The sequence below is a fragment of the Aquimarina hainanensis genome, assembly GCF_042684685.1.
GTDB lineage: Bacteria > Bacteroidota > Bacteroidia > Flavobacteriales > Flavobacteriaceae > Aquimarina > Aquimarina hainanensis.
Window position 1 is genome coordinate 477,200 of the sequence record NZ_JBHULX010000004.1, and the last position, 20,428, is coordinate 497,627.

The 20,428-nt window shown below is 36.6% G+C and carries 13 protein-coding genes; 4 read left to right on the forward strand and 9 right to left on the reverse strand.

Annotated elements, in window-relative coordinates:
- Positions 1 to 54: 54 nt before the first annotated feature.
- On the forward strand, positions 55 to 2,190 hold the full coding sequence (locus tag ACFSTE_RS07400; protein ID WP_176028572.1) for a carboxy terminal-processing peptidase: 2,136 nt from the start codon (positions 55 to 57) through the stop codon (positions 2,188 to 2,190).
- An 8-nt stretch (positions 2,191 to 2,198) separates the two neighbouring features.
- The gene (locus tag ACFSTE_RS07405; RefSeq protein ID WP_378257305.1) at positions 2,199 to 3,314 is read left to right on the forward strand and encodes an ABC transporter permease; all 1,116 of its coding nucleotides are present in this window, start codon (positions 2,199 to 2,201) and stop codon (positions 3,312 to 3,314) included.
- Between the two features lie 239 nt (positions 3,315 to 3,553).
- On the opposite strand, the gene ACFSTE_RS07410 is transcribed toward ACFSTE_RS07405, so the two are convergent.
- The gene (locus ACFSTE_RS07410; protein WP_378257303.1) at positions 3,554 to 5,143 is read right to left on the reverse strand and encodes a vitamin K epoxide reductase family protein; all 1,590 of its coding nucleotides are present in this window, start codon (positions 5,141 to 5,143) and stop codon (positions 3,554 to 3,556) included.
- Between the two features lie 394 nt (positions 5,144 to 5,537).
- Here ACFSTE_RS07410 and ACFSTE_RS07415 point away from each other — a divergent pair, with 394 nt between their 5' ends.
- A complete protein-coding gene (locus ACFSTE_RS07415; RefSeq protein ID WP_378257301.1) occupies positions 5,538 to 6,329 on the forward strand; it encodes a DNA/RNA non-specific endonuclease in 792 nt (263 codons plus the stop codon).
- 4 nt (positions 6,330 to 6,333) lie between these two features.
- Here the strand turns inward: ACFSTE_RS07415 and rodA are convergent, their stop codons facing one another.
- The 6 genes from rodA to purH form a co-directional block, all read right to left on the reverse strand.
- Positions 6,334 to 7,587 (reverse strand): rod shape-determining protein RodA, encoded by a 1,254-nt coding sequence (rodA, locus tag ACFSTE_RS07420; protein ID WP_176028576.1) that lies wholly within the window; start codon positions 7,585 to 7,587, stop codon positions 6,334 to 6,336.
- Complete coding sequence (mrdA, locus tag ACFSTE_RS07425) at positions 7,587 to 9,458, reverse strand: penicillin-binding protein 2 (protein ID WP_176028577.1); 1,872 nt, start codon at positions 9,456 to 9,458, stop codon at positions 7,587 to 7,589. The genes rodA and mrdA overlap by 1 nt, the downstream gene beginning before the upstream one ends.
- Entirely contained in the window at positions 9,455 to 9,961 is a 507-nt protein-coding gene (locus ACFSTE_RS07430; RefSeq protein WP_176028578.1) for a rod shape-determining protein MreD, read from the reverse strand. Before ACFSTE_RS07430 ends, mrdA begins: the two co-directional genes overlap by 4 nt.
- Positions 9,954 to 10,778 (reverse strand): rod shape-determining protein MreC, encoded by an 825-nt coding sequence (mreC, locus tag ACFSTE_RS07435; protein WP_176028579.1) that lies wholly within the window; start codon positions 10,776 to 10,778, stop codon positions 9,954 to 9,956. The genes ACFSTE_RS07430 and mreC overlap by 8 nt, the downstream gene beginning before the upstream one ends.
- A 139-nt stretch (positions 10,779 to 10,917) precedes the next feature.
- The gene (locus ACFSTE_RS07440) at positions 10,918 to 11,946 is read right to left on the reverse strand and encodes a rod shape-determining protein (RefSeq protein WP_176028580.1); all 1,029 of its coding nucleotides are present in this window, start codon (positions 11,944 to 11,946) and stop codon (positions 10,918 to 10,920) included.
- 44 nt (positions 11,947 to 11,990) lie between these two features.
- Complete coding sequence (gene purH / locus ACFSTE_RS07445; protein WP_176028581.1) at positions 11,991 to 13,523, reverse strand: bifunctional phosphoribosylaminoimidazolecarboxamide formyltransferase/IMP cyclohydrolase; 1,533 nt, start codon at positions 13,521 to 13,523, stop codon at positions 11,991 to 11,993.
- Between the two features lie 149 nt (positions 13,524 to 13,672).
- Between purH and ACFSTE_RS07450 the strand changes: the two genes are divergently transcribed.
- Positions 13,673 to 14,926, forward strand: a complete 1,254-nt coding sequence (locus ACFSTE_RS07450; RefSeq protein ID WP_176028582.1) for an ABC transporter permease — start codon at positions 13,673 to 13,675, stop codon at positions 14,924 to 14,926.
- A 282-nt stretch (positions 14,927 to 15,208) separates the two neighbouring features.
- Here the strand turns inward: ACFSTE_RS07450 and ACFSTE_RS07455 are convergent, their stop codons facing one another.
- Positions 15,209 to 20,011 (reverse strand): T9SS type A sorting domain-containing protein, encoded by a 4,803-nt coding sequence (locus tag ACFSTE_RS07455; RefSeq protein WP_378257296.1) that lies wholly within the window; start codon positions 20,009 to 20,011, stop codon positions 15,209 to 15,211.
- 172 nt (positions 20,012 to 20,183) lie between these two features.
- Entirely contained in the window at positions 20,184 to 20,330 is a 147-nt protein-coding gene (locus ACFSTE_RS07460) for a hypothetical protein (protein ID WP_176028584.1), read from the reverse strand.
- Positions 20,331 to 20,428 lie beyond the last annotated feature (98 nt).

The window sequence follows — 20,428 nt, forward strand, 5'->3', positions numbered from 1 at the left end:
CTATTGGCATAGTGTGCCCCCTATTGTGTCTTGAATTTACAAAATAATAAGCGTATGAAAAAGAGTGCTCTGGTATTGATGCTTACCGTGATTGTTTCTGCTGTTTCCTGCAGTTTTACTACCAAAAACCAAACAGATCCCGATAAGGATAAGTTATTGATTGATTTAATTAGTTATGTACTTAGTAAAGGACATTATGATGCTAAAGATATAAATGACTCCTTCTCTAAAGGTGTTTATAAGGATTATGTAGAAGCGTTAGATCCTCTGAAAAGATTTTTTTATAAAAGTGATATAGAGGAATTTAAGAAATACGAAACACTAATTGATGATCAGATAAAAAATAAAGATATTTCTTTTTTTAACCTGACTTATTCCCGTTTGCAAAAGCGAATAGGAGAAGCAAGTGTATTATATCAGGAAATTTTAGATACACCTTTTAATTTTGATAAAAAAGAATCCATAAATACAGATTATGAAAATTCTTCTTATGTTACCAATAAAGAAGAGATGAAAGAAAGATGGCGTTTACAGTTAAAGTTTAACTCGTTATCTGGCTATTATGATAAGGTAGAAGAACAAATTGATTCTCTGACGAAAAATGATACATACAAACGAAAAACAGCTGTAGAATTAGAAGGAGAAGCAAGAGAAATAACACGAACGTCACTAAAAGAATATTTTGATGTAGCGAGTGATTTAGAAAGAAAAGACTGGTTTTCTATTTATATTAATTCTATTGCAGAAGAATTTGATCCGCACACGTATTATTTTGCACCTCAGGATAAAGATCGTTTTGATATAGCGATGTCAGGTAAGTTGGAAGGGATAGGAGCACGTTTGCAAAAAAAGAATGGAAATGTCAATATTGTAGAAATCATTTCCGGAGGACCTGTATGGAGAGACAATAAAGTACAGGTAGGAGATATTATTATGAAAGTTAGACAGGAAGACGAGCTGGAGGCGGTAAGTATTGGAGGAATGAGGCTTGATGATGCGATTACTTTGATCAAAGGACCTAAGGGAACTAAGGTTATTTTGACAATTAAAAAAGTTGACGGAACTGTAGAAAATATAGAGATTACCAGAGATGTTATAGAGCTTGAAGAAACCTATGCAAAATCTTCAATGGTTAAGAAAAATGGAAAGACATATGGCGTAATTAATCTGCCGAAGTTTTATTTCAATATGCAAGATTACAATCAACGTAATGCGGCAAATGATGTGAAGAAGGAAATAGTACATCTAAAAGAACAGGATATGGATGGTCTTGTGATCGACCTGAGAGGGAATGGTGGAGGTTCCCTTCAGACGGTAGTAGATATCGCTGGGTTGTTTATTGATAAAGGACCTATTGTGCAGGTGAGAACAAAAGGAGAATCTCCAGAAGTGTTGAGTGATAGAGATAGAAGTATTTTGTGGGATGGACCTTTAGTAATTTTGGTAAATGAATTATCGGCATCTGCATCAGAGATACTAGCCGCAGCTATGCAGGACTATAAAAGAGCTATTATTATAGGAAGTAAGCAGACGTATGGAAAAGGGACTGTCCAAAATGTAATGGATCTTAATCGTTGGATGAGAAGTAATGATTTTGGTGATCTTGGGGCATTAAAATTAACCACTCAGAAATTTTATAGAGTAAATGGAGGGTCTACGCAGTTAGAAGGAGTGAAGAGTGATGTAGTCGTTCCGGATAGATATAGTTATATAGATATTGGAGAAAAAGATCAGGAAAACCCACTGCCATGGGACAAAATCCCTGCTGCGGATTATACCCTGTGGGATGGTTATATAGATTTTGAGGAAACGATTACTAGAAGTAAGGACCGTATGGCACAAAGTGAGCAGTTAAAGCTGATCGATGAAAATGCAAAGTGGGTACGTGAAAAAAGAGATATCGACACATATTCTCTAAACTATGATGATTATAAGGCAAGTAGAGCTCAGAATGAGGATCAGGCAAAGCGCTTTGATGCAATTTATGACTATAAAACAACATTGACATTTCAATCACTTCCTTATGAGCGGGAGCTAATCCAAAAGGATACCGTACTGGCAGAAAAGCGAAAAAGGTGGCACGAAAACCTTAGTAAGGATGTCTATGTAGAAGAAGCTTTGAGTGTGTTAGAGGATATGAAAATTAATAACATAAGAAAGTCAAAGAGTTCTCTTTCTCTCAAAAATTAAAAATATACATGCTAGAAGAACAATCAAACTCATTAAGTAGATTGGCGCTCCAAAGATTTAAAAAGAATCTTTGGGGCGTTTTAAGTTTTTGGTTTATTCTTTTTTGTGGGATTATAGCGGTTTTTGCGTATTTAATTGCACCAGATAACTCCCAGAATGCAAATAAAATGCATTTGTCTATACATTCTAAGCCTCCGGGGTTTTCTGTAAAAATTTTGACATTGCCAGCAAAAGATGAAACCAGTCAAAACTGGGGTGATAAAGCGTTTTTTGGAGAGAAAAATAGTGGTATTGAAATCCCGATAGAACAGTATGAAGTTGCTGATACTACCGTAACGATTCTCCCATATGCAGATGGGGCTTTAGCTGGTATGAAAAAAGAATATGGAGTTTCGCGCTTTAAGGAGGTAAGTACCGGAGAAAAAATTGCAGATCACTATATTCAGGAAAAAACATTTTTATTAGGTACAGATAAATATGGAAGAGACTTATTGAGTAGAATGCTCGTAGGGATTCGTATTTCATTTTCTATTGGTTTTGTAGCCGTTTTGATATCATTATTGCTGGGAGTGCTATTAGGGGCACTAGCAGGATATTTTGGTGGGAAAACTGATGCATTGATCATGTGGCTAATTAATGTAACCTGGTCGATTCCTACACTGTTGTTGGTTATTGCTATTACATTGGCATTAGGAAAAGGCTTTTGGCAAGTTTTTATAGCCGTTGGATTGACAATGTGGGTAGAAGTAGCACGAGTTGTTCGGGGGCAGGTTTTAGCGGTCAAAGAAATGCAATATGTAACAGCAGCTAAAGCCTTGGGATATAATCATTTTCGTATAATTACACGTCATATACTGCCGAATAGCTTAGCTCCGGTAATTGTTATTTCTGCAGCTAATTTTGCAGCAGCTATTCTGATAGAAAGTGGTTTGAGCTTTCTGGGGATAGGGGCGCAACCTCCTACACCTAGTTGGGGGGCAATGATTAAAGATCATTATTCATATATCATTTTAGGAAAAGCATATCTGGCAATTATTCCGGGAATAGGGATTATGAGTTTGGTGATGGCATTTATGTTGCTGGGGAATGCATTACGCGATGCATTGGATGTTAGAAGAGGCTAGTTCTATAAAGTAGAAAAGCTAGAATGGAATTGCAGACAGGATTAAGAAAAAAGCTGGTCTCATTAGGAAAAAATGCCCCGAATATTTATAGACACTCGGGGCTCATGTCTTCTTTGTGTGTGTGAAGAAAAAGAGTCTTAATAATCGAAATCAATCATCAAGATGTGCTGAATTCTTTTCTAAGAATAAGTTAAGTTTGTTCAATGTCTTGTATTTCCACATGATGATGATATGATATTTTAAACCTCTACAAGGTTTTCTTCCGTTAGCTTTACTAAGCGATGTTCTTCTTTTAAGGCGCTTATAAAGTGAAAAAATTCCTTATAGGTGTATTTTGTTGGGTAAACGGTATGATTTATAATACTGGCAGGAGTATAAAATAAATCATTCGTTTCTGCCCAGGCAGCTTGTTTCTTTAATACTCTGATATGATCAGGGTTATTAATAGAAGTGCTGTATTTTTTTATCCAGGCGGTATAGGTTCTGTCTTTAAACCAATCTGAATATGCTTTTATAAAAGCTTCAGCCCCGTTTTCATGGTATATCTCAGCTAACCTCAGGCTGATCTGTCGAGCCTGATCTTCTGGAGAATCCTGAGAAACTTTAAATCGTATTGTGACCTGAAGATGTTCTCCATGTGCTTTTAATACTCTGGCATATGCTTCAAAGGCTTCCTTGCAGTATCCACACATCGGATTTGTTAATGTTATTATTTTAAACTTGGAACCAGGATTACCAAGGATGATTTCATTACTTATTTTAGTAGTGTCTTCTATGACCTTTGATTGCTTAAAAAAATATTCAAAAATCTCCTCGTCTCTTTTGAATTTTGTAAGATCAATGTTTTCACTTTTTGCTTTTTTGTTTTCGGCTATTTTTTCTCGGCTAAATATGTAGAAAGTACCGAATAACGAAGAGATCGCTAATAAGTTGTAAATCCCACTATAACTAAACTGAAAGGGTAAGGTAGTCATAGCGATTGCTAGAATACCTGCCGTAGTCAAAATAGTAGCAATACATAAAGCACACCACTTCTTGAGAACAAATGCTTGCGAGTATATCGAATATAAGGTAACTGGAATACTAATTAGAGTCGGGATGAGTAATGTGCTGTTAAAACCGAAAAATAGTTGAAACAATACCAGAGAACCAAAGAATAACAACCCCATATCTGCTAATGAAATGGTATTAAAGAGTTTTCCTTGAGTACTGTTAATAACATCTCCACAATTAGTGTTGCCAACAGACGAACAGAATTGATGTACTGTCTGTGATTGGATACCTAGGCTTTCCTGAACAGCAAAAAAGCTGAGGATAAGCCCGGTGATGCTTAATAAGAAAAAGCTAATACTAGGTATAGAATGTGTCTTCCCGATAAAAATAGTAATAAAACTGGCAACTGAAATCAGTAGTAACAGATTAAATAAAGAAGGCTTTTTAGAAATTATCGATGATTTAGCTTCTTTTTCTACAGCGATTACTTTTGGAACCCATATGGAAGAAAAGTTACTGTAGTCTAAAACATTACTTTTTAGAGTTGTGTTTTCTAAAGTTATTCGGTTGTTTTTTTTGTTTACGGAAACAATCTCGTCTCCATTGTCTGTATGAATGATAGATACAAAGTCCTGTGGAAGCTGTTCTAAAGAACTTTTAGGGACTTCGACAGCTACATTGTCTATGTTAAAATAATCAAGAGTGTCAGTTATGGATTGAAAACTTGGAAAATTAGGGTGTACACGTAATTGAAGTTTCAAATCCTTTTTGTTATAATTCCGGATTCGATTCCTTAACAATAAATGTTCGACTATGTTTTCTATATTATTTTCCATAATACCTATTTATAGAGAAAAAGTATTTTTTTTTCTAGGATTCGATCGAAAGGGAGGTATGGGGGTAATCATCAGTATACTCATAGAGTTAATTTCAAATGTCGAAAAATAGGTTTATAGATTTAAGGAAAATCGATTAGACTAAAGTATGTATTTTAATGGCTTATAGTGATGCGGGCACTGCTCAAAATATAAAAGGTTAAACCGTAAAATAATGGGTTTTTTGATTTATTTTGCTGATATACAATAATTAAGCTGTTATTGGAACGTCAATTTTACCAAGGGAGAAGACTGTTAAATTTTCTTTTCTCTTAGCGTCAAAACGGTCTTGATAGTTAATTAGATTGCCTTACATTTGCTTTTGAAATGTTTAATTTTAGAATTAGAAAAGGTTTTGAGTAGAAAGTATATTTACCCGATATTGATCATTTTGGTAACTATAGGGTTTTATTATTTAGAAGGGAGTATTGAAGGAAATACAAAAGGAGATACAAAGAATGAAGAGAAGCAGCATAGCTCTTTTTATTATTTACCAACTTCAACTACTGATAAAATTATAGTTCATGATTATTATACGTTGTCTTATTCAGAAACACATGAACAGGCAGAATGGGTGGCGTATGAATTAAAGAAAGAACATCTTTCCAGAAAAGAGTTTAAAAGACCGTATTTTATTGAAGATAGAAAAGTGAAAAGCATGTCGGCAGATTGGAAGAATTATAAAAACTCTGGTTATGATAAGGGGCATTTATGTCCGGCTGCGGATCGAAAGTTTAGTTATAAGGCTTTCGAAGAGACGTTTCTGACCTCTAATATCACTCCTCAAAACTCCTCGTTTAATGCAGGGATATGGAACGACCTGGAACAACAGGTGAGATATTGGGCGCGTAGATACGATGGGGTATATGTAGTGACTGGAGGGGTGCTGACTAAAGGATTGCCTTCTATTGGTTATGAAGCAGTTTCCGTTCCAGAGTATTTTTATAAAGTAATAATGGATACCGATAAAAGTAAAATGATTGGTTTGTTATTACCTGCAAAAGACTCAAATAAAAAACTTAAGGAGTTTGTTGTTCCGGTAGATCAAATAGAGAGGATGACAGGGATAGATTTTTTTAAAAGCCTAGAAGATCATGTAGAAGATAAGTTGGAACGGGCAAATAATGCGGCCCAATGGAAATTTTAGGCTCTTACCATTCGTTTACTCGATTAGCATCTAATTTGATGAAAATAAATAGTAATAAAGTAAACCCCCATAAACTCGATCCTCCATAGCTGAAAAAAGGAAGTGGTATTCCAACGGTGGGTAATAAGCCGGTTACCATTCCAATATTTACAAAAAAGTGAATGAAGAGGATACCAACGACACCGTAACCATAAGCTCTACTGAATTGAGATTTTTGCCGTTCTGCTAACTGAAGTAATCTGATCAGTAGTAATACGAATAGAACCACAACAGCAGTGGCGCCTAAGAATCCCCATTCTTCTCCTACGGTACTAAATATATAGTCAGTATGCTGTTCCGGAACAAAGCCTCCTTTTGTTTGGGTTCCTTCTTTCCATCCTTTTCCGGTCCATCCACCACTTCCAATAGCAATTTGACTTTGATTGGTGTTATAACCTATTCCTTTGGCATCGACTTCTTTTCCTAAAACAATATTGAAGCGATCTCTGTGTCTTTGTTCAAAAACATTGTTGAATATATAATTAACGGAATAACAAAAGGCAGTAATCATGACGATGGTCAGTATGTAGTTACTGTATTTAGGGCGTAGTTTTCTGTTTTTTATCAGTAAAAGAATCATCACTCCAGTAATGGCAAGTATTACCCATAAAGGATTAAAAAGCAGCGTTAGTATAAAGAGAAGTGTAGCAGATACAACGATAATAAGATACATGGCTGATAACCCCTCTCTATAAAGAGGGAAAAAAAATGCTGCATATACAAGGCCACTACCGGGATCCGGTTGTAAGGTGATTAAAAAGGCAGGGATAATAATAATTAAAAAAGCCTTTAACTGATGGTTGAAAAGCTTGATGTTTGTTTGCATATCACTTAAGAACTTGGCAATTGCCAGAGCTGTTGCGGCTTTAGCAAACTCTGATGGTTGTAATCCGGCAGGACCAATTTGATACCAGGAAGTAGCACCAGATATTTTGCTTCCTAGTACGAAAAGTCCAGCTAATGATAAGAGTGATAGTACATAGATCAATCCAGAAAACCGTTCATAAAATTTAGCTTCAATGGCCAGGACGATAATGACAATTCCAACGCTTAATGCAATCCAGACAGCTTGTTTGATATACGGTTTTGAAAAGTTTAGAAACGAAAATGCTTCTTCTCCATGCGAAGAGGAGTAAATATTTACCCACCCAAATAAGACTAACGTAAAAAATAAAACGACTGATATCCAGTCTATAGCAGCTATACTCGACTTGGCCATTATTGATTAATTTTAAACGGTTCTCCGCTGTATGGTTTTTTGTATTCTTCTTCTAAGCTATGTGTTAGAATCCATTGTTCCAGGTCCTTTCTGGAGATGTCTCCTTTGAGGTGTTTTTCTATCATAAGACTGGCAATTTTACCAGCATATCGCGCTCCCCAATATCCATTTTCGATAAATACGGCAAGAGCAATTTTAGGATCATCCTTTGGAGCGAAGGCAACAAAAACAGAATGATCCGTTAATTGGACTCTCTTTCCGTCGATTTTAGTAAAATTCTCCGCTGTTCCAGTTTTTCCGCAGATATCAATCCCTTCTATCTGTAGTGCTTTTGCAGTTCCATTAACATATACCTGATGCATCCCTTCTATTACAGGTTCAAAATGTATTTTGTCAATAGTCGTTTTTTTAGGTTTGGTGTATTGTTCTATTTGTATGGGGATATCATTGATCTTTTTTAGAATATGAGGAGTATAGAAATACCCTCTGTTAGCAATTGCAGCGGTCATATTGGCCAACTGAATAGGGGTTGCCAGAATTTCCCCTTGTCCTATAGAATTAGAAAGGGTTCCTGTGGCATACCATTTATATTTAGGGTAACTATATTTCCTGTTGTATACACTGGCATCAGGAACTTTTCCTGGTTTTCCGGCAGATAAGTCATTTCCTAAATAATTTCCGAGACCAAAACTTTTCACATGTCTACTCCAATTGTCAATTCCTTCTTGTGGGGTACTATATTTATTAATAATGCGGAGATATACATTGGCAAAATAAGCATTGCACGAATGTGAAAGTCCAGGAATCAGAGATAAAGGACTTCTATGGGAATGGCACCCAAATCTTCTTTTCTTTTTTCCGTAATAATATCCCATATGACAGGAAAACCCTTCGTTAATATCCACCACATTTTCTTGTAATGCAATTAAAGCATTTATCGCTTTGAAAGGAGAACCAGGCGGGTATTCTCCCTGAAGGCCTCTGTCAAATAAAGGTTTGGCAATAGTATCGTAATATAATTTAGTAAAGTTTCTGGAGCGTTTTCTTCCTACCAATAATTCGGGTTCATAATTCGGAGCAGTAATCAAGGCGAGTATTTCCCCGTTTGAAGGCTCGATTGCTACAATTCCTCCTCTTTTGTTTTTCATGAGCTTTTCGCCATACTCCTGTAGTTTAATGTCAAGAGTAATGGTGAGGTCTTTACCATTTACAGGAAGGGTGTCGAATCGTCCTTCTTTATATGGACCAATATCTCTGTTGAATCGGTCCTTCTGAATATATTTTACACCTTTAACACCTCTGAGTTCTTTTTCGTATTGCTTTTCTACTCCTCCTGTCCCTATTAAATCTCCGGAGTGATAATAAGGGTCCTTTCTGATAAGTGCATTGTTTACTTCACTGATATATCCTAGAACATTGGCAGCATTTCTTGTGTGATAATCTCTTAAGGATCGTTTCTGGATAAAGAATCCTTCGAATTTTCTCATTTTTTCCTGAAGAAAAGCATATTCGTCTTTTGTTAATTGCGGAATAACAATAGAAGGGACTCTGGGAGAATATGTTCTGGCTTTCTTTAATTGCTTTTTTAATCTTTCTTTGGTTATGTTTAGAATAGAGCAAAATTCTAAGGTGTCAAATGGTTTTAATTCCCGGGGAATCACCATCACATCATATGAGGGTTGATTGGTTACCAGTAATCTTCCATTTCTGTCATAAATAGTCCCTCGCTGAGGGTAATCATATATGACTTTTATAGCATTGTCTTCAGAAAGAGAGGCGAATGACGTGTTATATATCTGCAGATAAAATAACCTGGAGATAAAAATAACTCCGGTAGTAATGACAATTAGATATAACAAAAGTTTCCTCATGAATTGTTTTTTCTAAACAAGACTAGTGCAAGCATTGTTGTTAGAATTGTAAATAGACTGGAAAATAACGTTTTTTTCAAAACAGTCACTATATGCGAGAAGTTAAATGTTTCCAGGAAGAATAAAATGAGGTGATGAATTAGTACCATCAGCGTTACATAGGCTAATCGCTCTCCAAAACGGACTTTGTTTAGTTTTATCGTTTGGAATTCATAACTCAACCCGAAAGAGGAACGAAGGATAAAAGGTCTTAAGTAGGCAATAGTAACACAGGCTGCTGCATGAATTCCTCCTGAATCCCCAGCCATGTCAATAAACAATCCTAGTAAAAAACATACGACCAGAAACAAGCTTCTGTTGATGGTTATCGGCGCTAGTAAAATAAAAATAATATACAGATACGGATTGAGATATCCCAGAAAGTTAATGTGATTCAGAATAAGTATCTGAATGAGGACAAGAAATAAAAACCGAAATGTATGTGTTGCAATATCGTTATTCATTCGCAGGGTTTTCAATGGTTTTTATTTCGGTTCTATCATTGCTTCTAATCGCGTATACAAAGCCAATATTGGTCATGTCATTAAATAATCGAACATCGATAAGATAGTAACTTTTATTTTGGTCTAGTGTGAAGTTTTCGATAGTGCCAATACCAATTCCTTTAGGGAAGATTGTAGATCTACCATGGGTGATGATAGTGTCTCCTTTATTTAAAATAGCTTGCCTTGGAACGGTTTCTAGTTGGACTAAATTCGGGTTTTTTCCATTCCATGTAAGAGAGCCGTAATGAAATGAGCTTTTTAATCCGGCATTAATCCGGGAATTGCTGTTGAGAATCGAAATTACACGACTATACCGATGAGATGTGTTTTCTATAATTCCAACAATTCCCTTGTCGGTAATAACTCCCATATCAGGAGTAAGGCTATCTCTTTCTCCTTTGTTTATCAGGATGTAATTGTCGCTTTTGCTATAATCGTTTTTGTGCACTTTGGCTTTGATGTATCGAAAGGGGATATCAAAAGAACTGGTGTCTACAAAAGATTCCGTTGTCTGATTGTTATCCAGAAGTGCCACTTTATTTCTTAAGTATTCATTTTCCTCCAGTAAACGCTCATTTTCTTCTTTGAGATGAAAATATTGAGAAATGGAATGCCTCCAGTTGTATATCCCTCCTGTAAAAAAATTGGTAGAGCTAATAAATTTACTTTTGTGATAAGAATGGGATTGAATAGTTAAGATTAAGGAGAATACTAATAAAAGCAGAAATAACAGAGAATTCTTATTTCTTATTAAAAAATTGATAATCTGCTGCATTGTTTAAAAATAAGTTTCCAATACTTTTGTCTATAGTTTCTCAAAAGATATATCCTACCTTTTAGAAACTGTATAAGGTAGGATAACGTAAAATTCGAATTTTAGGTATATAGAAATTATTATTTTCTTATATACGGTATTACTTTATAAGTACGTTTTTATATCTGTTAATATTTTTTAGAGTAATCCCTGTTCCTCTAACTACGGCTCTAAGAGGGTCTTCTGCAATATATACAGGAAGATCTGTTTTTTGAGATAATCGTTTGTCTAACCCTCTAAGCATGGAACCTCCTCCTGCGAGATAAATTCCGGTATTGTATATATCGGCAGCTAATTCGGGTGGAGTCTGAGAGAGTGTTTCCATCACAGCATCTTCAATTCTTAAAATGGATTTGTCTAATGCTTTGGCGATTTCTCGATACGAAATTTGAACTTGTTTTGGTTTTCCTGTTAGTAAGTCTCTACCTTGAACATTCATTTCTTCTGGTGGAAGTTCCAAATCTTCGGTGGCAGCACCTACTTTTATTTTTATTTTTTCGGCAGTGCGTTCCCCAACATACAGGTTGTGCTGGGTTCTCATATAATAAATGATATCATTGGTGAATACGTCTCCTGCAATTTTTACAGATTTATCACATACGATTCCTCCAAGCGCTATTACGGCAATCTCAGTGGTACCTCCACCTATATCTACAATCATGTTTCCTTTTGGCTGCATGATATCAACACCGATACCGATGGCGGCAGCCATCGGTTCGTGTATTAGGTATACTTCTTTTCCATTTACTCTTTCTGCACTTTCTTTTACAGCTCTCATTTCTACTTCTGTAATACCAGAAGGAATACAGATTACCATTCGTAGTGCAGGGGTGAATATTTTCTTTTTTAATGCAGGGATATCTTTGATAAACATACTTATCATTTTTTCACTGGCATCGAAATCAGCAATTACCCCGTCTTTTAGAGGACGAATTGTCTTTATGTTCTCATGGGTTTTTCCTTGCATCATAGCAGCTTCTTTTCCTACTGCGATGATTTTCCCCGACATAATATCTCTAGCTACAATAGAGGGGCTGTCTACTACAACTTTATCGTTATGAATTACCAAGGTGTTTGCGGTACCTAAATCTATTGCAATTTCTTCAGTGAAAAAATCAAAAAATCCCATATAAAAATTTAAAAAAGGGTTATCATTAAGTAAATGTACTAAAATTAATGTTTAAAATGTCTTGTTCCGGTCATTACCATTGCAATTCCATTTTCATCGCAGTAATCAATGCTTAATTGATCTTTGATAGATCCTCCTGGTTGGATAACCGCTTTTATACCTGCTTTATCTGCAATTTCTACACAATCAGGGAATGGGAAGAAAGCATCGCTGGCCATAACTGCTCCCGAAAGATCAAAATTAAATGAAGTTGCTTTTTCTATAGATTGTTTAAGAGCATCAACTCTGGATGTTTGTCCTGTACCACTAGCCAGAAGTTGTCTTCCTTTAGTAAAAACAATTGTATTGGATTTTGTATGCTTACATATTTTTGAAGCAAATAGTAAATCGTCTATCTGTGCATCAGATGGAGCAACTTTTGTTACTGTTTTTAAATCAGCTTCAGTATCCGTTTTTAAATCTTTATCCTGAACTAACAGCCCATTAAGACAGGTGCGAACCTGATTCTTTGGCAAGTTTACTTCTTTTTGGACTAATAAGATTCTGTTTTTCTTCCCTTTTAATACCTCGAGGGCTTCTTTGCTAAAAGAGGGGGCAATCACTACTTCACAGAATAGTTTATGGATTTCATTAGCGGTAGCAAGATCAATTTCGGAATTGGAAATCAAGATTCCTCCAAAAGCAGAAACAGGGTCTCCTGCCAATGCGTCAATATAGGATTGTAGTACCGTCTCTCTTTGTGCAACACCACAGGCATTGTTGTGTTTTAAGATCGCGAAGGTGGGAGCTTCTCCAGCGAATTCCCCCATTAAATTTACGGCAGCATCTACATCCAGTAAATTGTTGTAGGACAATTCTTTTCCGTGCAATTTATCAAACATGGCTTCAAAATCTCCAAAGAAGACTCCTTTTTGATGTGGATTCTCTCCGTATCTAAGAGATTGAGAAGATTGTTCGCTGGCTTTAAAAACAGTAATTTCCTGATCAGAATTAAAGTAATTAAAGATAGCAGTGTCGTAGTGAGAAGAAACATTGAATGCTTTGGCTGCGAATCGTTTTCTATCGGCTAAAGAGATGGTCCCTTTTCCTTCTGTTATGATTTGTAAAAATTCGCTGTAGTCTGCTACTGATGAAACACAAGTGACATCAGCAAAGTTTTTTGCAGCCGCCCTAATTAGGGAGATTCCTCCAATATCAATTTTTTCAATAATATCTTGTTCCGAAGCTCCAGAGGCTACAGTTTTTTCAAACGGATATAAATCTACAATAACAATATCTATTTGTGGGATTTCATATTGCGCTAATTCTGCAACATCACTATCGTTGTTCTGACGGTTTAAGATTCCTCCAAAAACTTTAGGATGTAATGTTTTTACTCTTCCTCCTAAAATAGAAGGGTAATCAGTAACATTTTCTACTGGTATAACATCAATATTGAGGTCTTTTATAAATTTTTCTGTACCTCCGGTAGAATAAATGGTGATACCAAGTTCATCTAATTTTTTTACGATAGGTTCTAATCCGTCTTTACTAAATACTGAAATTAATGCGGATTTTGCCGTTTTTGTATTGCTCATCGGTCGTTTTGTTAATAAAAGGCAAAAGTAGCAATTTAGTCTATAATCTGATAACCTAATTGTATGTATTTGTTCTAGATAATTGTAACGAATTTGATTAGAAAACGTCATATCTTTATGTAGGTCTAACTTTAGTCAAAAAAAAGAAAATGTTAATTTATCTAAGAGTGCTGAAGGAGAGCTTTAATTTTGCTATTAATGCTCTGAAAAATAATTTGTTAAGAACGTTTCTTTCTTTGTTAGGGGTTACGATTGGTATTTTTTCTATTATTGCTGTTTTATCTGCGGTGGATTCTCTGGAGAAAGAGATAAAAGGGAGTATCAGTTCTCTGGATAATAGTACGATCTATATTATGAGGTTCTCTTTTGGACCGTCTTCAGTGCCTCAATGGAAGAGAGAGCAATTTCCTGATGTGACCTATGAGGAATATCAGCACCTAAAAAGAGATCTTCCTGATCTTAAAGCAGCCAGTTTTATCGTAAATGTTAATTCGGAAACTCTTAAGCATGAGGATAAAAGTATTAGTAATGTAGAGGTGGTGCCTGTGACGAGTGATTATTATGATATTGAAGAGCTTCAGGTGGTGAAAGGTAGGTTTTATAATGAGCAGGAGTCGATAACGGGAGCTCCGGTTGTAGTGGTTGGTGATGAAGTAGCAAATAGCCTTTTTGGGTCACAAGATCCTGTGGGGAAAGAAATTCGGATGTATGGCAGGAAATTTACAGTTATCGGTGTTTTAAAGAAAGAAGGAGCCGGGTTATTCGGTAATTCCAAAGATACGACCGTTATTTTACCGGTAAATATTGTAAGACGAATCTTTGGAGATAGTAATAAGTTTGTGATTCCTGGGATTATTGTCAAACCTGAGTCAGGTATTGATGTGCCTGAATTTATAGCGGCGATAAAACAAAAGTTAAGAGCTTTCAGAGGGCTGAAGCCGGACGAAATTGATGATTTTTTTGTAAACCAATTACAAGGGTTTACGGATTTTATTGATAATATAACTGGTACGATGTCAATGATTGGGGGCTTTATAGGGATGTTTTCTTTGTTGGTAGGTGGTTTTGGAATTGCTAATATTATGTTTGTTAGTGTTAAAGAAAGAACAAATCTAATTGGAATTCAAAAAGCACTGGGTGCAAAAAGAAAGTTTATCTTGCTGCAATTTTTGTTTGAGGCAATTGTACTAGCAGTTTTTGGAGGAGTGATCGGGTTATTAATGGTGTGGGGTGTTTTTGCGTTGGTTTCTAATTTTACCGGAGATTTTGAATTTATTCTCTCTGCTTCCAATGTTTTTTGGGGAATGTTCTGGTCTACAATTATTGGATTGATTGCAGGGATTATACCTGCCTGGTTAGCATCTAGGTTAGATCCTGTAGAGGCCATTCGGACTGGAATGTAATTCAAGAAAGAAGTGTTGCTAGTATAGGTATAGCAAAAGATATAAGCTCATTGTTAGTGCCGTCACAATTAAAATTACAATTAGTAGCGGAATGATCTTTAGTAAGGTCTTCTGCGTTTTTCTCAAGTTCATGTTGGTTTTCGTTATTAGCATCATGTTGTAAATGTAGTGGAAAAAGAAACTTCAGTAAACAAGTATAAACACGTGTTTTAAAGAAAAAGCCTTATTGCAAAATCACAATAAGGCTTTTTTGGGGTTAAGATTTTTGGATATAAAAACAGGTTATTGTTTTATGATTCTATAGGTGAAAGTGTCTTTTTTGCTCATAGTTTCAATAAAATAAATTCCTGCGCTTAATACCGAAATGTCAATTGGGTTGTTTTTTCGGTTTCCATTTAGTTTTTTTTCTAAAACCAAAGCGCCTTGTGAATTGTAGACTCTGGCAACTTCGAGATAGTTGTTTGTGTCAGCGGTCAGCGTTATGATTTCGGATGCTGGTATTGGGTGTATCGAGAAAGGAACCTCTGGAGCTGGGTGTAATGTGTGTTTGTATTCGATAGTGAGTATTTCTGATTTATTATTAGGGGTTCCAGTTATATCAGTTACAGTATTCTCATTGACGTAAACTGTGATTGTCCCTTCTGTAATTGGAATAATATCCACTTTATAGGTTTTAGAATTAAGTACAGTAAAATTAGATAAGATCCCCATAGAACTGGTAATATCATTAATAGAGAAGCCGATAACTTCTGAGTTCCAGTCAAACTGAATGGTAATTGGTGATGCATTTGTAGGAGTCGCACCAGAGTAGCTTAATAAAACAGAGGGAGGAAGGTTGGTGTCGTTGTCGGTAATGATTACTGTGTTAATTTCATTCTCCCGAATATGTGCATTTTCTACCGTGCTGAATGTAATGATGATCGATTCGTTTGTTTCTATATCGAGATCGTCTATAGAAGTAATGGTATGTTCGATATGAGTATTTCCCGCTGGAATAACTATAGTTTTTTGAGCATCAAAATCCTGAGCGTAGGTAGCAGTGCTAGCGGTATAGTCTAAATGAATGATTACATCAGCTCCATAGGCATGTGATAAGGCTACTGTTATAGTAGAAGTTCCTTTGTTTTCTTGTATGGATGGAGAGGATGGAGAGTCGTTGGAGAAATACACTTCGGGAAAAGGAATTACTAATAGATCCGCAGTATAGGTATGCGTACTGTATACTGTTCCGTCATTAACTTCAAAATCAAAAGATGTATTGATGTTATCGGTTTGATGATATTTGAGAAGGTTGTTTTCTAAAGAAACTCTGGGGACAATAGTATTGGGAGTAATAATGGTTTCGGTATTGTCAATATTATTGTTGTTGTTTGTGTCTATCCATAAATTTCCGGATGGAATTGTAGTAATTCGAATGTGATCCAATGGATCGTTATCAGGATCTGAGTATATGATTTGAGATAGTGAAAATGTATATGCGATATTTTGATATATTGAAGAAATAGTAAGGTTCTCAGAAGTTGGGGGAGTATTACTGCTGATCACCGAGATTTTTACTACAGAAAGGGCAGAAGTGCCTCCGTCGCCATCACTGATAGAAATATGAAGTGTTCTGCTGCCAACTGTTATATTAGAAGTGTTCGTGTTTTCATAGGAGAGTGCCTGGACTAGTTTTTGTATTTTGTCAGCAGTTGCATTGGGGTTAAAGGTTATTGCCAGGTCATTTCCTTCCGTAATTGTATTGTCCAGCGTTCCTATGGTTGTTCCGGAAACAATGACATTGCTGCCAGCATTTGTTCCGGATAAGGAAACCACTCCAGAAGTGTTTATGGATAAAAGATCTTCAGCAAGAATCTTGCCTGATGTAATACTGGCTAGCAAAACGCCTCCCTCAAAATTAAAGGAATCCACATCACTGACACCTGCCGGGTTGTTCTGGTCTAGTAATGTATTGCCATTGCCTTCTATGTAAGTATAAGAGTCGTTGTTTAAATGGGTTATAATAGGAACATCATTAATGTTGTTTATATCAACCGTTATATTTGATGGGGTAGAGGTTCCTCCATCCCCATCGTTTAATGTGATTTCTATATTTCTTGTGTTTGTAGCAGGGTTGTCCGTATTGATGTTTTCATAGGTGATAGCTTGTAATACGGATTGTATGCTATTGAGGGTTGCGTGTGTGTTAAAAGTGATAAGGAGGTCATTTCCTTCGGCAATCGTATTGTTAAGTGTTCCTATGGTTGTTCCGGAAACAATAATATTGCTGCCGGCATTTGTTCCGGAGAGAGAAATTATTCCAGAAATATCTATAGATAAAATGTCTTCAGAAGAGACTTTGCCAGATGTAATAGTGGCGTACAGGGAGCCTTTGTCAAAATCAGGGGAATCAACATCCGATACTATTGCGGTGACTTCCTGATCAAGTATAGCTTTTCCTTCTTCCTCTGTATAGGAAATGACGTCTCCATTAAGATTATTGATTTCAGGAGGATCATTGGTAGCTAATATAGAGATGGTTATGTTGCTGGTGGCAGAGGTGCCTCCGTCACCATCATTGATACTGATGCTAATGTTTCTTGTGTCTGTAGTAGGAGCTTGGTTGTTGGTATTGTTATAGGTTATTCCTCGAAGTAGTATTTGTGCTCGAGTGGGAGTTGCATCTGCGTTAAAATTTATGATCAGGTCGTTTCCAGGGGCTATATTATTCCCAAGCGTACCAATAAGAGTCCCGTTAATAGATATAGTGCTTCCGGCGGTGGTTCCGGAGAGAGTTATGTCACTAGAAGTGTCTAAGGATAATACATCTTCTTCAGGATCCTTTCCGGTGGTAATAGTTACGGTGATATTTCCTCCTTCAAAATTAGGAGAATCTACATCGTTTATATTTGCATTTGCATTTTGATCCACAAGGGTATTGTTATCTCCTTCAGTATAAGTAAACGTGTCTCCGTCTACGTTTGAGATAGTAGGGATGTCATTTTGATTATCTACTGTAATGATGAGATCGTTATTGGAGGAGGTCCCTCCATCACCATCATTAATAGTTACTCTGATATTTCTGGCTCCAGTGGTAGGAGTTTCGTTATTGATATTTTGATATTGAATGGCATGTAATAAATTTTGCACATTAAAAAATGTAGCATTTGTGTTGAGGTTTATAATCAGATTGTTTCCAGTAGCAATTGTACTACCTAAGGAGCCAATAGTTGTTCCTCCGATCGTAACACTACTTCCGTAACTTGTTCCTGATAGTGAGATGTTTCCGGAGGTGTCTATAGATAAAAAGTCTTCAGAAGCATCTTTGCCGGAAATAAATTCAATACTAAGATTACCACCATCAAAATCAGGAGAGTCTACATCAAAAATAATTGAGGATGAATGTCGGTCAATAAATCGGGGACCATCTCCTTCGGTATAGGTCCAGGCGCCTCCGTTTAATGCATGGATCACAGGAGGGTCATTTGTAGCAGTAACAGTGATAGTAGCTTCAGAAGGAGGAGATTCTTTTTCAATGCCATCAAACACGGTAACACTGATGGTCCTGGGACCAGTGATAGGGTTGTCAGTATTACTGTTCTCATAGGTGATTGCTCGTAAAAGCGTTTGAACCTTGCTGAGGGTAGCGGTGTCATCTCCGTTGAAGACAACCCATAATTCATTTCCAGGGGAGAGGTCGGATAATAAATGACCAATAGGAACTCCTTCCACAGACACAGTACTTCCAGAGGTGGTGCCAGATAGAGATATATTTCCCGTAGTTGCCAGGGATAGTATATCTTCTATAGGGGCAGATCCGTTGCTGATAGAAGCTTTTAGATGACCTCCATTGTATATGGGGGTGTCTATATCATCCAGTATAATATTTGTTCCTTGATCGATAATGCGTTGTCCGTCTCCTTCTGTGTAGATGAAACTGTCTCCGGTCAAGTTGCTTATATAAGGAGGGTCGTTGATATCTGTTATCGTGACAGTAACGTTCGCATCTGGAGAGGTGCCTCCATCCCCGTCATTAATAGTTGTTTTAATAGTTCTTGGTGCTGTAGAGGGGTTATCTGTATTGGTGTTTTCGTAAGTGATCGCTTGTATTAATGTTTGAACTCTGAAAGAGTTTGCACTGGTGTTAAAGTGTACAATCAGGTCGTTTCCCAAGGCGATATTGTTTCCCAGAGTCCCGATAATTGAACCGCCAACAGTGACATTGCTTCCTGTTGTGGTTCCTTCCAGGGTTACAGTACCTGAAAATGAAAGGAGGTCTTCCGAAGGGTTTTTTCCTGAGGTAACGGAAACCGTTAGGTTTCCTCCGTTTAGATCAGGGGAGTCTACATCTATAAAGAAAAGGGGAGCCCCTTGATCGATATTGGTACTTCCGTCTCCTTCATTATAGGTATAGGAGTCACCATTTAAATTAATGGTTACAGGAACATCGTTTACTTCAACCACATTTATGGATATGTCTGAGGGAGCTGAAGTTCCTCCATCTCCATCATGTAATGTAACACGAATGTTTCTTGCTCCGGGAGTCGGGAGGCCATTGTCGGTGTTTTCATATATAATTGCGCGGGTCAGGCTTTCTATATGGGTAATCGTTGCATTGGCGTTAAAATTTACAATCAGATCATTCCCTGTAGAAATATTATTCCCCAGTGTTCCGATGGTAACTCCTCCAACAGAGATATTACTGCCAGTTGTTGCACCAGAAAAAGAAATAGCTCCGGTAGTATCGAAAGAGAGAAGGTCTTCAAAGATATCTATTCCAGAGGTGATCGATATAGTGAGGTTTCCTCCATCAAAATCAGGGGAATCAGTATCAGTGATAGTTAAGTTGCTTCCTTGGTCAATACGTCTACTCCCATCTCCTTCTGTATAGGTGAAAGTATCTCCGTTAAGGTCGGAAATGACAGGAGGAGAGTTTATCTCAATGCTGTTTTTTATAATTGAGGTTTCAGTAAGAATTGGAGAAACATCATCGCTATCGAGATAGGCTATAAAATCAATGTCTTCGAGATGATCGATGGGGGTATTTTGTATTTGAGCTTTTAGCATTATGGGGAATGCCAAAACAAATAATAGTAGGTGTTTCATGGTTGGTAGTTTTTCTTCTATAGAGTAAGGTTTTATTTCCCGGATAAAGAGGTAGTCTTTTTCCGGGGGTCATTTGTTTTTATTAAGAAAGTGTGTTCTCTAAAAGAGTGTGATGTGTAATGTGAACAATCAAAAAATGATTGTAGGACCTGGTTTGTGTTCGAAAGAAATACTAGAGTAGTATTTTGATTGCGTCGTAAAACTGTTTACGGTTGTTTCCCTGATTGCAAAAAGTATCTGGAGAAACAGGAAGTGTGCAGATTGTAGCGGTGAGAATATCTGTTGTTATAGGTATCGTAGGTGTGCTTCTTCTGTTCATAATTTTGGGGTTTATGGTTTACAGTTAGTAGATTGGGTTTTTTGGGTTATCGGGATTTACATAGTCCGATAAGGTCTATTTGTAAATATACTACAAAA

Excerpts from the sequence above, each read along its gene's own strand:
- ACFSTE_RS07410 (WP_378257303.1), bottom strand. The coding sequence starts at position 5,143 with ATGGAAAATAATATAGAAAACATAGTCGAACATTTATTGTTAAGGAAT.
- ACFSTE_RS07400 (WP_176028572.1), top strand. The coding sequence starts at position 55 with ATGAAAAAGAGTGCTCTGGTATTGATGCTTACCGTGATTGTTTCTGCT.
- rodA (WP_176028576.1), bottom strand. The coding sequence starts at position 7,587 with ATGGCCAAGTCGAGTATAGCTGCTATAGACTGGATATCAGTCGTTTTA.
- mreC (WP_176028579.1), bottom strand. The coding sequence starts at position 10,778 with ATGCAGCAGATTATCAATTTTTTAATAAGAAATAAGAATTCTCTGTTA.
- mrdA (WP_176028577.1), bottom strand. The coding sequence starts at position 9,458 with ATGAGGAAACTTTTGTTATATCTAATTGTCATTACTACCGGAGTTATT.
- ACFSTE_RS07440 (WP_176028580.1), bottom strand. The coding sequence starts at position 11,946 with ATGGGATTTTTTGATTTTTTCACTGAAGAAATTGCAATAGATTTAGGT.
- ACFSTE_RS07405 (WP_378257305.1), top strand. The coding sequence starts at position 2,199 with ATGCTAGAAGAACAATCAAACTCATTAAGTAGATTGGCGCTCCAAAGA.
- purH (WP_176028581.1), bottom strand. The coding sequence starts at position 13,523 with ATGAGCAATACAAAAACGGCAAAATCCGCATTAATTTCAGTATTTAGT.
- ACFSTE_RS07430 (WP_176028578.1), bottom strand. The coding sequence starts at position 9,961 with ATGAATAACGATATTGCAACACATACATTTCGGTTTTTATTTCTTGTC.
- ACFSTE_RS07460 (WP_176028584.1), bottom strand. The coding sequence starts at position 20,330 with ATGAACAGAAGAAGCACACCTACGATACCTATAACAACAGATATTCTC.
- ACFSTE_RS07455 (WP_378257296.1), bottom strand. The coding sequence starts at position 20,011 with ATGAAACACCTACTATTATTTGTTTTGGCATTCCCCATAATGCTAAAA.
- ACFSTE_RS07450 (WP_176028582.1), top strand. The coding sequence starts at position 13,673 with ATGTTAATTTATCTAAGAGTGCTGAAGGAGAGCTTTAATTTTGCTATT.